Raw genomic sequence first — 15585 nt, 5'->3', positions numbered from 1 at the left:
GGATTCATTGTGCTTTTGTTTTTGATATATAAAGAAAAGCTCCTTCCATACATGGAAGGAGCTTTATTTTTGTATATTAAAACATACTAGAGCTATGCATCGGTTGAAGTTTTGCGTTTGGATCGAAGTAAGCTTTTGCATTGTTTACTGCTGTTGGTGCTTCACCGAAGCCGCAAGCAATGAGTTTTACTTTTCCTTCATATGTACAAATGTCACCAGCAGCGTAAATGCCAGGAATATTTGTTTCCATTTTCGAGTTCACGAGAATGCTGTTTTTTTGTATATCTAAGCCCCAGTTTTTAATTGGGCCAAGGGAAGAAACGAAGCCGTAGTTTACGATTACATCATCAACATCGATGATAATTTTTTCTTCCGTTTTTACATGCTGAAGAACGACTTGTTCAATTTTGTCATCACCAATGAGTTCTACTGGAACGTATGGTGTGCTTACTTCTGCACGAGAGTTCATTAAGCTTTCTACGCTATGTTCATGCGCACGGAATTTATCACGGCGATGAACGATTGTAACTTTGTCAGCGATTGGCTCTAACATCATTGTCCAATCAACAGCTGAATCGCCGCCGCCAAATACTACGACGCGCTTACCAGCAAATTTATTCATATCATCAACGAAATAATGTAAGTTTTTCTTTTCATACTTTGCTGTTCCCTCTAATTCTAAGCGGCGTGGTTGGAAAGCACCATTGCCAGCAGTAATAATTACTGATTTAGAATAGTGAGTTTGCTTATTTGTAACAAGTTTAAATATACCGTCAGCTTGTTTCTCAAGCGTATCAACAGCTTCTTCTAAACAAACGGTTGGATCAAATTTCTTCATTTGCTCTTTTAAGTTATCAACTAATTCTTGTGCACGCACTTTCGGGAATCCGGCTACATCATAAATGTATTTTTCAGGGTAGAGTGCGGATAATTGTCCTCCAAGCTGAGGTAAGCTTTCAATAATTTTTACACTTGCTTGTCTCATACCACCATAAAATGCTGTGAATAGTCCTGTTGGACCACCACCAATAATTGTTATGTCGTAAACTTTTTGATTTTCTGCCACTTTCATTCCCCCTATAGATGGAATTTTGATATTGATTTCATATATTGTTCATATGTACACGAAAATCCTGCAAATGATGACACTTTCAAATAAATGATAGCATATTTGAGTTCATAATACTTCTGAAAACGACTGAATTGTGTGTAAGTTTTCGCATAGATGCTTTTTACATTGTATAAAATATACAGAAAGGAAAATACATGAAAAAAAGGCTGAAAAACCCTTGAAAACGCTATGTTATTTTAAAATATTGATAATTCTCCAGACGCTTGAATTCTGGAATAAAACCGACTAATATAGGGAAGTATTATGTTAAATTTCTATGACAAAATTCGTACGATTTTTTGACTGCGTTTTGTTATGATATAGAATGTGATAAATTCCACATTCTTGACAAATAGATTTTTTAGTACTTGGTATTATTTTTCATTACTATTATATAAAGAAAAGGGTTGTGATTTGGTGAAGACTCCAAAAATCGTAGTTTTAGGTGCAGGTTATGGCGGGATGATTACGACTGTTCGTCTGCAAAAAGCATTATCTGTAAATGAAGCTGAAATTACGTTAGTAAACAACAACAGCTATCACTACCAAGCGACTTGGTTACACGAGAGCGCAGCTGGTACATTACAAGATGAAAAAATCTGTCTAGATATTCAAGACGTTATTGATACAAATAAAGTGAACTTTGTACAAGATACAGTAGTAGAAATTAAAGCTGCTGAAAAACGCATTATCTTAAAAGACGGCGAGTTAGAATATGACTACTTAGTAATCGGTCTTGGTTTCGAATCAGAAACATTCGGAATTACAGGATTAAAAGAGCACGCATTCTCAATCGCTAACATTAATGCAACTCGTCAAATTCGTGAGCATATGGAAGCTAGCTTCGCTAAATATGCAGATGAAAAGCGCGATGAGTTAGTAACAATCGTTGTTGGTGGTGCTGGATTTACTGGTATCGAGTACGTAGGTGAGCTTGCAAACCGCGTTCCTGAACTTTGTAAACAGTACAATGTACCACGTGAAAAAGCACGCATCATCTGTGTAGAAGCTGCTCCAACAGCACTTCCAGGTTTCGATCCAGCGTTAGTAGAATACGCTGTGAAACAACTTGAGAAAAAAGGTGTAGAATTCCGCATCGGTACAGCAATTAAAGAAGCAACTGAAGAAGGTATTATCGTTGCAAATGGTGATGACACTGAATTAATTAAGTCTGAAACAGTAGTTTGGGCTGCAGGTGTTCGTGGTAACGGTATTGTGGAAGAGTCTGGTTTTGAAGCAATGCGCGGACGTGTAAAAGTTGATGAGTACATGCACGCTCCAGGATACGAAGATGTATTCATGGTTGGTGACGCAGCGTTAATCATTAACGAAGAAATTAACCGTCCATACCCACCAACAGCACAGATTGCAATTCAACAAGGTTATAACATTGCACACAACTTAACTGTGTTAGTTCGTGGTAAAGGCGAAATGAAGAAATTCGTATTCGATAATAAAGGATCTGTATGTTCTTTAGGTCATGACGATGCAATGGGCGTTGTTATGGGCAAAAAGTTAACAGGTTGGAAAGCTTCCTTCATGAAGAAAGTTATCGATAACCGTTACCTATTCTTATTAGGTGGACCTTTATTAGTTCTTAAAAAAGGTAAATTAAAGTTCTTTTAATATATAGTAGAAAAAGCAGAAACGGCTAAGAGCTGTTTCTGCTTTTTTCATTTAAAAAATATAGTATAATATATAAAAAGAAAGAATATTCTGTCCGTTCTGGTAGAGGAGGGTATTGCATCATGGAGAAGCGAGGAAAAGTATGGTTAGCTGTCAGTGGCCTAGTAGCTACAAAAGATGGCAGGTGGCTATTCGTTAAGAAGAAATACAGTGGATTAAAGGGGAAATGGTCTTTACCGGCTGGATTTGTAAATGAAGGTGAGACCGTTGATGAAGCTGTGAAGCGTGAAGTGTTAGAAGAGACAGGTATTGTCGCTCATGTGAAGGGGATCATTGGTGTTAGATCGGGTGTGATTCGCAATGAGATTAGTGATAATATGATTATTTTCCTTTTGGAGCCTGAAGGGGAAGAGATTATTGTACAGGAGAAGGAATTGTCTGAAGTAGCGTTTCTACATCCGGATACGATTGCGGACGATCCAAATACTTCTGTGCTTATTACATATTTGTTAGAAAGACAATCAGAATTACATCTTGAAATGGACAAAACATTAAATCCAGGAGAGCAATTTGGTTATACAGCCTATCACGTATTTACGGCACGTACGAAGGAGAGGGAGAAAGAGTGAGTATACCAGTACTACTTATTTCAATGATGTTATTTTTTATTTTGTTTTTTGGAATTGGATTTTTACTCAACATGATATTACGAGCGACATGGGTAATGGTTATTGTGTATCCGATTGTTTGTATGCTTATTATTAATAAGGCGAGTGTGTGGGATTATTTTTCAAAGCCAAAAGAAACATTCTCTTCATTTGGGACAAGTGTATCGCATTTAGGACAAGCAGATGTGTTTATTTTATCTACTGGATTGATTGGTGCTGCTTTAGCCGGAATCGTTATTAAGAAACTTCGGAAAAGCGGATATCAAATGTTTTAATCTCCAATGCAATTGGAGATTATTTTTTTGCATATTCTTTCATCGTATAGGGAATGATTAACGATGAAGGAGTGTGGAATATAAAAATGTTAAAACGATATTGTATTCGCATTATGATGACTTGTTTACTTGTATCCGCATTATGCGTAACATGGAATGCTTTCACAGGAGTTTCTTTATTAGAGATTGTAAAGAAATATGAGGGAACGAGTGCAAAAGAAGTACATGCAGCAGAAGTTAAGAGAAATGTTGCTCCGAGTAAAGAAGTGATAAATGCTTTAGAGCAGGCAAATGACTGGTCTAAATATCGTTCAATTGAAATGACTGCAACAGGTTATACATCGGGAATTGAGTCAACTGGTAAGAGGCCGGGACATCCGGAGTATGGTATTACATATTCAGGTGTTAAGGCGAAAAGGGATTTATATTCCACAATCGCAGCGGACTTACGCGTATTCCCGATTGGAACAATTTTATTCATACCAGGTTATGGGTATGGTGTAGTAGCTGATAAGGGCGGTGCAATAAAAGGAAACCGTCTTGATTTGTATTATGATACGGTGAAAGATGTTTATAGCCAATGGGGTAAGAAAAAAGTAAATGTGTATATAGTTAAGCTAGGAAATGGTAAGTTTTCAGAAGAAGAGTTAACGATGTTAAATCAAGACGAAACGATGCAAGTGTTTCGTGGTCAATATTTAAAACAAAGATAGTCTAGTGGTAATTACCCTAGACTTTTTTTATTTTATATCGGATGTAACAGAAGTTAGAATTGTCGCATTTTATCGAAAATAAAGTTATAATAAAGATAGAGTAGAGAAATTTAGGGGGTCTGAACATGTTTCACGTACAAAAAGAATTAGGAAGCCATGAAGCGCTGATTGTTGCCTTATTTGAAGAAGAGAAAACGAGTAGTTTTGTACAAGAACTGGACAAAGCGTTTGAAGGACAATTACAAGTTTTATTAGAAGAGAAAGAACTTTCTACGAAGAAGAAAGCTATTTCAAAAGTACATAGTTTAGGAAAAACAAATGTGAAACGCTATTATTTCGTTGGTTTAGGTAAGAAAGAATCTTATACGACTGAAACATTACGTGTAGCTCTTGGTAAGGCATTTAAAACATTGCAAGCAGCAAAAGTACAAGATGCAGCAGTCTTGCTTGATTCTTTCGTAACAGAGAAATTAGACGCGATTGATGTCGCTCATATCGCAGCAGAGGTTCAAGGCCTTGGTACATATGAGTTACAAACGTATAAATCAGATAAAAAGGATCGTGTGGAGCTAGAGAAGTTCACGGCTATTACAGCGGAAGATACACAAGAAATTGAAGCTGCATTAACAGTTGGCTACGTACATGGACGTGCAACAAATTCAGCTCGTACACTTGTAAATATGCCGCCAAACGTATTAACAGCGACAAAGCTCGCTGAGTATGCTGTTGAGTTAGCTGAGAAGTATGATATGGATTATAAAGTTCTTGAGAAAGAAGAGATGGAAGAGCTTGGTATGGGTGCGTTACTTGCAGTAAACCAAGGTAGTGTAGAGCCACCAAAAATGATCGCTCTTATTTATAAAGGAAAAGAAGAGTGGACAGATGTTATTGGATTCGTTGGAAAAGGAATCACATACGATACAGGCGGTTATTCTTTAAAACCACGTGAAGGCATGGTCGGTATGAAAGGTGATATGGGCGGTGCGGCAGCTGTATTAGGTGCGATGGAAATTATCGGTGAACTTCGCCCAGAGCAAAATGTGATCGCTGTTATTCCATCAACAGATAACGTTGTAAGTGGTACAGCATTTAAGCCAGACGATGTAATCACATCTATGAGCGGAAAAACAATTGAAGTATTAAATACAGATGCAGAAGGTCGCTTAGCATTAGCTGACGGTATTACGTATGCTAAAAAATTAGGTGCAAACTATCTAATTGATGTTGCGACATTGACAGGTGGAGTAATTGTTGCACTTGGAAATCATACGACAGGTGCAATGACAAATAATGAAGAATTATTTGAGCAAGTGCTAGAGGCATCTATGGAAACAGATGAATCAATTTGGCAATTACCGATTTTTGATCGTGATAAAGAACGCGTGAGAAACAGTAAGTTTGCTGATTTAAATAACTCACCAGGCCGCGAAGGACATGCGGTTATGGCAGGTACATTCCTAGGTGAATTCGCTGAAGATACACCTTGGGTACACTTAGACATCGCTGGAACATCCGAATCATCAGGAGCGCATGATTTAGGACCAGCTGGAGCGACAGGTGCAATGGTACGTACACTTGCAACACTTGTTGAGCGTTTCGGAGAAGAATAAGATAATAAGAGAAGGCTGTTCCTACATTTTGGAACAGCCTTTTTATATGGTTGTTTTATCTCAAATGAACGGCCCGTACGATAGTTTCACTTTATAGAGAAATTGTATATAAAGTCCCGTTTAAAGCAAAGGAAGTGCGGCCCGTTTCTTCAGAGACAACTAAAATAAGTGCATCGCTTTTTTCTGATAGGCCAATTGCAGCTCTGTGACGTGTTCCGAGTTCAGGATCAACTTCTGTACTTTTCGTTAATGGAAGAATATTAGCAGCAGAAACAATATGGTTATTTTTAACGAGAACGGCTCCGTCATGAAGAGGGTTCCCTGGATAAAAAATCGATTCGAGCAGTGGTGCGGTTAAATGAGCGTTTAATGTTGTTCCAGTTTGAATACAAGATTCAAGTGGCTCGTTTCGTTCCACAACAATAAGAGCACCATGTTTTCTGGCACTTAAATGTTGAACAGCTGTTGTAATGAACTGTGAGCTTTCTGTATAAGGTGATAAATACGCTTGAATATAGTATGTAGCTGCCAGTGTTTGTACATTTGCTAACATATGATGAATATCTTCCATCTTGCACAAAATACATTCATCTTCTTTATCAATTGCCTGCCTCATAATTGATAATTCTTTTTCAGCAATTTCAATCATTTGCTTTGTTTGTATTTTGAGCTCTTCTGACAAGCCCCATTCTTGCATAATCCTCATTCCCTTTAGTGGAGTATTTAATCATAGTGTATACAAATATTCCTAGTAAAATCCTGTTAGATTGTAAAAAATATTGAGATACAGGTTGTTTTTTTCATATAATAAAGGTATGACAAGCGAGAGGAGATAGAAGTATGAACTGGAAACAAGAATTTAGTCGCTGGCTTTCATATGCAGAGTTAGATGCAGAACTAAAAGAACAGTTAGAAAACATGAAGCAAGATGAGAAAAAAATCGAGGACAGCTTTTATAAAAATCTAGAATTCGGCACAGGTGGTATGCGTGGTGAACTTGGTGCTGGTACGAACCGTCTGAACGTATATACAGTTCGTAAAGCGACACAAGGATTAGCGAAGTTTATTGAAAAGTTAGGTGAAGAAGCGAAGAAGCGTGGTGTTGTTGTAGCGTATGATTCTCGCCATAAATCACCTGAGTTCGCAATGGAAGTTGCTGCTACACTAGGTGCACACGGCATTACAACATATGTGTTTGAAAGCTTACGTCCAACGCCAGTGCTTTCTTTCGCAGTTCGTCATTTACATACAGTGAGTGGAATCGTTCTTACTGCAAGTCATAATCCGCCTGAATATAACGGTTATAAAGTATACGGTGAAGATGGTGGGCAGTTGCCTCCAAAAGAAGCTGATGAATTAATTAGCTACGTAAACGCAGTGGAAGATGAATTAACAGTTGAGGTTGCTGACGTGGAGCAATTAAAAGCTGACGGTTTATTACATATTATTGGACAAGAAGTCGATGATGCATATGCTGCAGAATTGAACAATGTCATTATTAATAAAGAAATGGTACAAAAGGTTGGGAAAGATTTAAAAATCGTCTTCACACCACTACACGGAACATCAAATATTTCTGTACGCCGTGGTTTAAAAGAAGTTGGATTTACAGATGTAACAGTTGTAAAAGAGCAAGAGTTACCAGATCCGAACTTCTCTACAGTAAAATCACCGAACCCAGAAGAGCATGCAGCATTTGAATATGCAATTCGTGACGGTGAGAAGGTAGGCGCAGATGTGTTAATCGCAACGGATCCTGACGCAGACCGCCTTGGTGTAGCAGTTCGTAATCACGATGGTGAGTTCCAAGTATTAACTGGTAACCAAACAGGTGCATTAATGCTTGATTACTTATTATCTCAAAAGAAAGAAAACGGAACGCTACCAGAGAACGGTGTTGTATTAAAAACAATCGTAACGTCTGAAATTGGTCGTACAATCGCGAAAGCATACGGTTTAGATACAGTTGATACGTTAACTGGATTTAAATTTATCGGTGAGAAAATTAAACAGTATGAAGAAAGCGGACAATACGAATTCCAATTCGGTTATGAGGAAAGCTATGGTTATTTAATCCGTCCATTCTGCCGTGATAAAGATGCAGTACAATCTGTTCTATTTGCATGTGAAGTAGCTGCATACTACAAATCACAAGGTAAAACGTTATACGATGGTCTATTAGAAGTGTTTGAGAAGTACGGTTTCTTCCGTGAAGATCTTGTATCGTTAACGCTAAAAGGAAAAGATGGAGCGGAACAAATCCAAGAAATGATGGCAACATTCCGTGAAAATCCTCCGAAAGAAGTAGCGGGTTTAACAGTTGTAGCAGTTGAAGACTATAAAGCGAGCATTATTACATCTTTACAAAATGGACATAAAGAAGAGATTCACTTACCGAAATCAAATGTGTTAAAATATCAATTAGAAGATGGTTCTTGGTTCTGCCTACGTCCATCTGGAACTGAACCGAAGATTAAGTTCTACTTCGGTGTTCAAGACAATTCTTTACAAAATAGTGAACAAAAGTTACTTACTATTAAAGAAGATATTATGAATCGTTTATAATATAAAGTAATTTTAAGTAGTAGGAAACAAAAGGGAGCGAAACCTCCCTTTTGTTTTATGTAGGAAATGATTACTATTGATTCCGACAGGAGAGAGGGTATTTTGTGATGAAAAAAGTAAGAAAAGCGATAATCCCAGCAGCTGGATTAGGAACACGTTTTTTACCAGCAACGAAAGCGATGCCGAAAGAAATGTTACCGATTGTTGATAAACCAACTATCCAATACATTGTAGAAGAAGCAGTAAAATCAGGAATCGAAGATATTATTATCGTTACTGGTAAAACGAAGCGTTCTATTGAAGATCATTTTGATAATGCATTTGAGTTAGAGCAAAACTTATTAGAAAAGAAAAAGTATGAGTTACTTGAAAAAGTACAGGCTTCTTCAAAAATGGTAGACATTCACTATATTCGTCAAAAAGAACCAAAAGGATTAGGTCACGCTGTTTGGTGTGCGCGTAAATTCATTGGTGATGAGCCATTTGCTGTTTTATTAGGTGATGATATCGTTCAAGCTGAAAAACCATGTTTACGTCAATTAATTGAAGAATATGATAAAACGCTTTCTTCTGTTATTGGTGTACAAACGGTTCCAGAAGATGAAACACACCGTTATGGAATTATCGATCCGTTAGAGCAGGAAGGACGTCGTTACCAAGTTCGCAATTTCGTTGAGAAACCAGCAGCAGGTACAGCACCTTCAAACTTAGCAATTATGGGACGTTACGTTTTAACACCTGAAATCTTCATGTTCTTAGACCAGCAACATGTTGGTGCTGGTGGCGAAATTCAGTTAACAGATGCGATTCAAAGCTTAAACGAAATTCAACGTGTATTCGCTTACGACTTCGAAGGAAAGCGCTACGACGTAGGTGAAAAGTTAGGATTTGTTCAAACAACAATCGAAATGGCACTACAACACCCAGAATTACGTGATGACATGGTTACGATGATGAAGAAAATTTTAGAAGAACAAACGAATCAAGAGTCTTAATATAGTGATATAATCCCCTGTTGGATGAGCGGTAAAAGAACGTATTTACTGCTTAATCTAAAGGGGATTTTTTTGAGAAAAAAGACACTCTGGAGAGAGTGTCTTTAATTTTGATCAGTAGGCTTTAGCTCATTCGCTTTGGATTTAATTTCATCAGTAATAGCGATATTAATATTTCCAGCTGCTTTTTTGTATTCTTGAATCAATGCATTAACGTTTTGATTAAATGAAATTAAGCTACCACTTGGAGATTGGGCTTGTTCGTTAAGCGCAGTGATAATCCCATATATTTTTTTATATTCTTCGTAGGTTTCTTTATACTTATTAGGCTGTTCTTTTGCAGCTTCAGAGACTAACTTTAAATCATTTCCCATATTGCTATAAAATGTATCAACGGTTGTAATCATTTCGTCAATTTCTGTTCTCTTAGAACTTAGTGCATTATTGAAGTCCTGTCTTTTATCTATTGCACTTGACCATGTAGTTGAATACTCGGATAATACGTAAGATGCTGCATATTTAAAGGTGTTTATATTATTATAAAAAGATGCTGCTGCAACTAAATAATTAGCTTCTTTTTTCTTTTGGGCTTGAAGAGCTTGATACTCCTCTTCCATATTTGTTACTTTTGTGATCGTAAAGAGAAGAACGATGACGGATATAACTGTTGTTAGAAATAGTATTAACGATGTTATTAAAGATTTTTTTGCTGGTAATTTTCGTATTTTCTTAATTAACCCAATAACAATAAAGCTTAAAGCCGCGCATAAACTAACTATAGTAAGAATTAAAAAGAAAAATGCTAGGCCGTTTCCAATGGTGTATGACACTCCTAACTCGCTATCCCCATATAATTTGTAACTGATGCTCATACCTAGTATGAAAAATAAAAATAATACTCCGACACTTACTTTAATAAGTGTATTTTTTGATAGATTCACTGATTTTCCTCCAAAACATTGTTCTAATTAGATGTGCAAAATATAAGATTTGCTGAATTAGCATAACAAAAATCATTTTTAATATGTGTCGTATATTGTCGAAAAATAAAAAAGAGTTATCTTAACATAGTAAGATAACTCTTTTTCTTATGAAATCGTCGAATGAGAATGCTGATAAGCGGAACGACGTACAGCATAATATATACGAGGTGCAATAATAGCACCGATAATGGTAAATGCAATATCTTTTACTGCGAACCACATCATAATCATCCAAGCCGCTTTATAGCTCATATTACCACCCATGAAGAGATTGACTGCCCCGTACATGTAAGTAGTACCGATAATATACGTTAAAATGATTCCTGTGAAAGAGGCAATTGCAAATGTACGAAATGTCGGTCGTTCCTTTTGTTCTACTAATTTTCCTGATACGTAAGCAACGATAATAAATGCGATAATAAAACCACCAGTAGGATCTAAAAGTGCTCCAAATCCAGCTTTGAAGTTAGCGAAGATTGGCGCACCTGCTACTCCAACGAGCATGTAAACGGTCATTGATAATGCACCAAGTCTACTTCCAAGAAGAAGCCCTGCTAAAATTGCGAAAAATGGTTGCATAGATAATGGGACGCCCGCTATTTGTAAGAATGGTGCCCAAGATACAATATTTGCACCAATGGCCATAAGAGCAACGAACATGGCAGCTAATGCTAAATCTAAAACATGAAATCTTCTCATAATGTTAACCTCCTGTTGTTTTTAGGTTAACATTATCGTAGCGAAAAGATTTACTTGTTGTCAATTAAAATATTTTGATAAGAAGGCTTCAAATAGTCTCTTAACAACGTATAAGGAATACGAAATTGCGGAATTCCACTTGAATAAGGGGCAATCTCATATAAAGGGAAATAAATGACGAGATTGTCCGGTTCTAAAAAGAAGTGGAACTTTTTCGTGCTCATGACTTTTTCAGTTGCATCAGGAAAATAAATACTTTCATTTTGTTTAATTTGTCTTACAATCTCAGCACGAATTACTTCTTTGTATGCATCTTTTTGTTGAAATAAATCGTCTAAGTGTAGTAACTTTTTTTCGTTTAAATCGAATGTGTTTGCCTTCCACGTATAAAGACCATGTGCTCCGCCTGTATATTGATAGTAATTCAAATATAGGCTAAGAAAAGGTGGTTTATTTAAAGAGACTTTATAATCAACATTCGCCACGTACGGATGAAATGGTGTACTTGACCCTTCTGTTTCTTTATAATATTTTTTTGCGTCTTTTTCTAATTTGGTTTTAAATTTGTCAGTAGATTTTTTGTAATAGAAATTGAGCTTATTTTGAAATTTAGAATCGGAAAAGTTATGAAAAGAAGGTCTGTTAATTTGATATTCTATATAAGGTTTCTTACCTTTTTGCGTGACAGTCTGAACATCGATTGTCAGGTTGGATGCTTTGGCTGCTAGTGTACAATTTGGTACAATAGTCAGCAAGGAGCACATAAGCAGTAATATACAAAATTTCTGTTTCATTTAGGTGAAACCTCCTTATATAAGTGTTATAAGTAGTTTGAAAATAAATAGGTAAAATTATACATTTTATTAAAGTAAGAGAAGGGGGAAACGATATGGCAAAAACTTTAATGGATTCACTTGGAATTGAGTTGTTAGAGATGACAGAAGATAAGGTGGTTGCTACAATGCCCGTAGATGAGCGTACGCATCAGCCATTTGGATTTTTACATGGTGGTGCTTCTGTTGCGTTGGCGGAAACAGTAGCAAGTGTCGGTTCATACAATTTAATTGATCAAGAGAAATGTATTTGTTTCGGTCTAGAAATTAATGCAAATCATATTCGCTCAAAGAAAGATGGAATTGTAACAGCAATCGGAACACCGATACATAGAGGAAACTCAACGATGGTTTGGGATGTACGTATCATTGATGAGAATGACGATTTATTATGTATTTCAAGATGTACAGTAGCAATTAAAGAAAAACGTGAAAAGTAAAAAAAGAGGCGCTCATTAGAGCAGCCTCTTTTTCTTATAATTAGAACTGGATTTTCTTCTCTAAGAAACCTTTTAGTTCGCTAATTGGCATACGAACTTGTTCCATTGTGTCACGGTCACGTACTGTAACAGCTTTGTCTTCAACTGAGTCGAAGTCGTAAGTGATACAGAATGGTGTACCGATTTCGTCTTGACGACGGTAACGTTTACCGATAGAACCAGTTTCGTCAAAGTCTACCATGAAGTCTTTAGCTAGTTCTGCAAATACTTCAGTAGCACCTTCAGATAGCTTTTTAGATAATGGTAAGATAGCTGCTTTGTATGGTGCTAAAGCAGGGTGGAAACGAAGAACTGTACGAGAATCGTTTTCTAATTGCTCTTCTTCATATGCATCACATAAGAATGCTAATGTTACGCGGTCAGCACCTAAAGATGGCTCGATGCAGTATGGTACGTAACGCTCATTCGTTTGTGGATCAATATAGTTAAAGTCTTCGTTAGAATGTTCCATGTGACGTTTTAAATCGAAGTCTGTACGAGATGCAACGCCCCATAGTTCGCCCCAACCGAATGGGAATTTGAATTCAATGTCAGTTGTTGCGTTACTGTAGTGAGATAATTCCTCTTCACCGTGGTCACGAAGACGCATGCTTTCTTCAGTCATACCAAGTGAAAGTAACCAGTTCTTACAAGTTTCACGCCAGAATGCGAACCACTCTAAATCTTCACCAGGCTTACAGAAGAATTCAAGTTCCATTTGTTCGAATTCACGTGTACGGAATGTGAAGTTACCAGGCGTGATTTCGTTACGGAAGCTCTTACCGATTTGGCCAATACCAAATGGAAGTTTTTTACGCATAGAGCGTTGTACGTTTTTGAAGTTTACGAAAATACCTTGTGCTGTTTCAGGACGAAGGAAGATTTCGTTTGTGCTAGACTCTGTAACACCTTGGAATGTTTTGAACATTAAGTTGAACTGACGGATTTCAGTGAATTCTTCACTACCGCAATCAGGACATTTTACTTCATGTTCTTTCATTAAGTCAGCCATTTGGTCGAAAGTAAGACCATCAACAACCATTTCGATGCCTTTTGCATCTAATGCATCTTCAATTAATTTGTCAGCACGATGACGCGCTTTACATTTTTTACAGTCGATCATTGGATCGTTGAAGTTACCAACGTGACCAGAAGCGATCCAAGTTTTTGGGTTCATTAAAATAGCTGCGTCTAAACCAACGTTGTATGGAGATTCTTGAATGAATTTTTTCCACCAAGCTTTTTTAACGTTATTTTTTAATTCGATTCCAAGTGGACCATAATCCCAAGTGTTTGCAAGACCACCGTAAATTTCAGAACCAGGGAAAACGAAACCGCGATGTTTCGCTAAGTTTACTACTTGTTCCATTGAATACATAATAAAATCCTCCTTTTGAAAGTTAACGTATTGGCGATGACGTGCTCAGGTAACTTGTGAAACGAGCAGTATATGCTTTAAAAAACATAAAAAAACGCTCATCCCAAGGCTTCATTGCCTAGGGACGAGCGTTTGCCCGCGGTTCCACCCTAGTTGATACACAAAAGGTGCATCCACTTTATCACGTATTGCTCGAGACTGCCGTTTCCTTGCGGCTTCAGGCTTTCACTATCCCTGAATCGCTTTTTGTGCAAGTACTTATAAGTCCGTCATCGCTACTTATATTAATAATAATGAACATATTCTAACACGTTCTTTTTTAAATCTCAATAGAGGAACGCGTCTATCTATGATAGAGTCTCGCCTATTTTTTCGTTATTTATTCCGTAATTTTCTTTAATGTGCTTAATTGCTTCACGCCTGCTGAGCGGGGCAAGCTCGTTATTTTGCACGTATTCCCAAACGACATCGGGCTTTGTTTTTGCATATTCGCGAAGCACCCATCCAATCGCTTTTTGAATGAAAAATTCTTTCGAAGAATGTAGTTGTCCAATAACCCAAAAAAGAAGTTCTTCATCCATCTTTTGTTTATATTTTAGCTGGAATAAAATAGCGGCGCGTTGTAACCATATGTTATCTGATGCAATCCATTTTGGAATATAGGCAGAAATCAATTCGGGATGTTGTAAAAAGATATTACCTAAAAATGTAGGGACGATGCTATCGACAGTGTCCCACCAAGATTTTGTTACAATGAGTTCTTCTAAGAAGGGGATATGCGTTTCGTTTATATGCTTTTTATATTTTTGCATCATATCGAGTGCGGCTGCCTGAAATTCTCGTTCTGGTAAATCCCAAAGCTCACGTACGATAACTTGGCAGTCTTTTTGGTCTGGGAGCGTATGTATTTGAATGACGTCTTTCAATAATTGTCTTCTCTCGGGAGTTTGAATACCAAGAAACGGGAAGCGATTTTTCATATAACGTGCCATCGGTTCTGCTTTTTCTGGATTTTTATGAGCTATGAAATGCTCTTGTAATGCTTTTACAAATGGGTGCATAAGTACATTCTCCTCTCTTATTATCTTGCTTATTTCATTATACAGAGAGTTTGGTTGAATTTTAAAACATAACTTGCCATGTAACGAAATATGTTGAGAGTAGAGAGGAGAGGATAAGATGGAAGATCAAGGCGTACTAGCAGGTTTCTTTGCTCTTAGTTTTGCGTTTATTCTTGTTATCATAATTTGGGCAATTATTTCGTATTTGTTAACGGCTTTTGCACTGTATACGATGGCGAAAAATGATGGTGCAACGGATGGGGTTCTTGCTTTTATTCCTTTTATAAATAGTAAAACATGGGGCGATTTAGCAAAAGATAAATTACCAGATTTCTTGAAAGAAGAAGCAGGATGGAAAGTATTCGGCATATATGTCGCGTGTTTCATTTTTAATTTCGTACCAATTATAAGTATACTAGCGACAGCTGTATCAATTGTGTTGTCCATTTATCTCATCTACGCTATCTTAGACAGGTATGGAACGAACTCTATATTATTTACAATTATTCATGTCATCACATTTTCGGTGTTCTTGCCGATTCACTTGTTCATTATTCGAAATGAGCCGGTGAGGTATAACGAGTAGTAT

At 37.0% G+C, this 15585-nt stretch carries 16 protein-coding genes; 9 read left to right on the top strand and 7 right to left on the bottom strand.

Features of this window, described 5'->3' with window-relative positions:
• Positions 1-76 precede the first annotated feature (76 nt).
• Complete coding sequence (locus tag ACTFRS_RS20710) at positions 77-1066, bottom strand: NAD(P)/FAD-dependent oxidoreductase (RefSeq protein WP_000829779.1); 990 nt, start codon at positions 1064-1066, stop codon at positions 77-79.
• A gap of 462 nt (positions 1067-1528) precedes the next feature.
• On the opposite strand from ACTFRS_RS20710, the gene ACTFRS_RS20705 reads away from it, so the two are divergent.
• The 5 genes from ACTFRS_RS20705 to pepA all read left to right on the top strand — a co-directional run bounded on the left by ACTFRS_RS20705 (position 1529) and on the right by pepA (position 6003).
• Positions 1529-2737: an NAD(P)/FAD-dependent oxidoreductase gene (locus tag ACTFRS_RS20705; RefSeq protein WP_000856615.1), complete on the top strand. Its 1209-nt coding sequence runs from the start codon at positions 1529-1531 to the stop codon at positions 2735-2737.
• 122 nt (positions 2738-2859) lie between these two features.
• Positions 2860-3366, top strand: a complete 507-nt coding sequence (locus ACTFRS_RS20700; RefSeq protein WP_000415312.1) for an NUDIX hydrolase — start codon at positions 2860-2862, stop codon at positions 3364-3366.
• The gene (locus ACTFRS_RS20695; protein WP_061183240.1) at positions 3363-3680 is read left to right on the top strand and encodes a YuiB family protein; all 318 of its coding nucleotides are present in this window, start codon (positions 3363-3365) and stop codon (positions 3678-3680) included. Before ACTFRS_RS20700 ends, ACTFRS_RS20695 begins: the two co-directional genes overlap by 4 nt.
• 86 nt (positions 3681-3766) lie before the next feature.
• The gene (locus ACTFRS_RS20690) at positions 3767-4393 is read left to right on the top strand and encodes a 3D domain-containing protein (RefSeq protein ID WP_000920108.1); all 627 of its coding nucleotides are present in this window, start codon (positions 3767-3769) and stop codon (positions 4391-4393) included.
• A gap of 125 nt (positions 4394-4518) precedes the next feature.
• Positions 4519-6003 carry a cytosol aminopeptidase gene (gene pepA / locus ACTFRS_RS20685; protein WP_139868167.1) on the top strand — a complete coding sequence of 495 codons (1485 nt, stop codon included), beginning with the start codon at positions 4519-4521 and terminating at the stop codon, positions 6001-6003.
• Positions 6004-6094: 91 nt separating this feature from the next.
• Here the strand turns inward: pepA and cdaS are convergent, their stop codons facing one another.
• Positions 6095-6700 (bottom strand): sporulation-specific diadenylate cyclase CdaS, encoded by a 606-nt coding sequence (gene cdaS / locus ACTFRS_RS20680; RefSeq protein WP_139868165.1) that lies wholly within the window; start codon positions 6698-6700, stop codon positions 6095-6097.
• A 143-nt stretch (positions 6701-6843) separates the two neighbouring features.
• Here cdaS and ACTFRS_RS20675 point away from each other — a divergent pair, with 143 nt between their 5' ends.
• Both ACTFRS_RS20675 and galU read left to right on the top strand, forming a co-directional pair.
• Positions 6844-8568 carry a phospho-sugar mutase gene (locus tag ACTFRS_RS20675; RefSeq protein WP_242294472.1) on the top strand — a complete coding sequence of 575 codons (1725 nt, stop codon included), beginning with the start codon at positions 6844-6846 and terminating at the stop codon, positions 8566-8568.
• A gap of 107 nt (positions 8569-8675) precedes the next feature.
• The gene (galU, locus tag ACTFRS_RS20670; protein WP_061183246.1) at positions 8676-9563 is read left to right on the top strand and encodes a UTP--glucose-1-phosphate uridylyltransferase GalU; all 888 of its coding nucleotides are present in this window, start codon (positions 8676-8678) and stop codon (positions 9561-9563) included.
• Between the two features lie 104 nt (positions 9564-9667).
• On the opposite strand, the gene ACTFRS_RS20665 is transcribed toward galU, so the two are convergent.
• The 3 genes from ACTFRS_RS20665 to ACTFRS_RS20655 all read right to left on the bottom strand — a co-directional run bounded on the left by ACTFRS_RS20665 (position 9668) and on the right by ACTFRS_RS20655 (position 12039).
• Positions 9668-10504, bottom strand: a complete 837-nt coding sequence (locus ACTFRS_RS20665; RefSeq protein WP_139868161.1) for a hypothetical protein — start codon at positions 10502-10504, stop codon at positions 9668-9670.
• A gap of 147 nt (positions 10505-10651) precedes the next feature.
• Positions 10652-11245, bottom strand: a complete 594-nt coding sequence (locus tag ACTFRS_RS20660; RefSeq protein ID WP_048553477.1) for a biotin transporter BioY — start codon at positions 11243-11245, stop codon at positions 10652-10654.
• A gap of 50 nt (positions 11246-11295) precedes the next feature.
• The gene (locus tag ACTFRS_RS20655; protein WP_440025115.1) at positions 11296-12039 is read right to left on the bottom strand and encodes a DUF3298 and DUF4163 domain-containing protein; all 744 of its coding nucleotides are present in this window, start codon (positions 12037-12039) and stop codon (positions 11296-11298) included.
• A 95-nt stretch (positions 12040-12134) separates the two neighbouring features.
• Between ACTFRS_RS20655 and ACTFRS_RS20650 the strand changes: the two genes are divergently transcribed.
• Positions 12135-12518, top strand: coding sequence for a hotdog fold thioesterase (locus ACTFRS_RS20650; RefSeq protein ID WP_001140611.1), 384 nt, complete (start codon positions 12135-12137; stop codon positions 12516-12518).
• A 40-nt stretch (positions 12519-12558) separates the two neighbouring features.
• Here ACTFRS_RS20650 and ACTFRS_RS20645 read toward each other — a convergent pair whose 3' ends face one another.
• Positions 12559-13935, bottom strand: a complete 1377-nt coding sequence (locus ACTFRS_RS20645) for a glycine--tRNA ligase (RefSeq protein ID WP_000287154.1) — start codon at positions 13933-13935, stop codon at positions 12559-12561.
• Between the two features lie 347 nt (positions 13936-14282).
• A complete protein-coding gene (locus ACTFRS_RS20640; RefSeq protein WP_440025117.1) occupies positions 14283-14996 on the bottom strand; it encodes a DNA alkylation repair protein in 714 nt (237 codons plus the stop codon).
• A 118-nt stretch (positions 14997-15114) separates the two neighbouring features.
• Here ACTFRS_RS20640 and ACTFRS_RS20635 point away from each other — a divergent pair, with 118 nt between their 5' ends.
• Positions 15115-15582: a hypothetical protein gene (locus ACTFRS_RS20635; RefSeq protein ID WP_000390059.1), complete on the top strand. Its 468-nt coding sequence runs from the start codon at positions 15115-15117 to the stop codon at positions 15580-15582.
• Positions 15583-15585 lie beyond the last annotated feature (3 nt).

This window comes from Bacillus cereus group sp. MYBK139-1 (assembly GCF_051916915.1).
GTDB lineage: Bacteria > Bacillota > Bacilli > Bacillales > Bacillaceae_G > Bacillus_A > Bacillus_A pacificus.
Note: the sequence above shows the minus strand (reverse complement) of the source record. Positions and strands in the feature narration are given on the sequence as shown.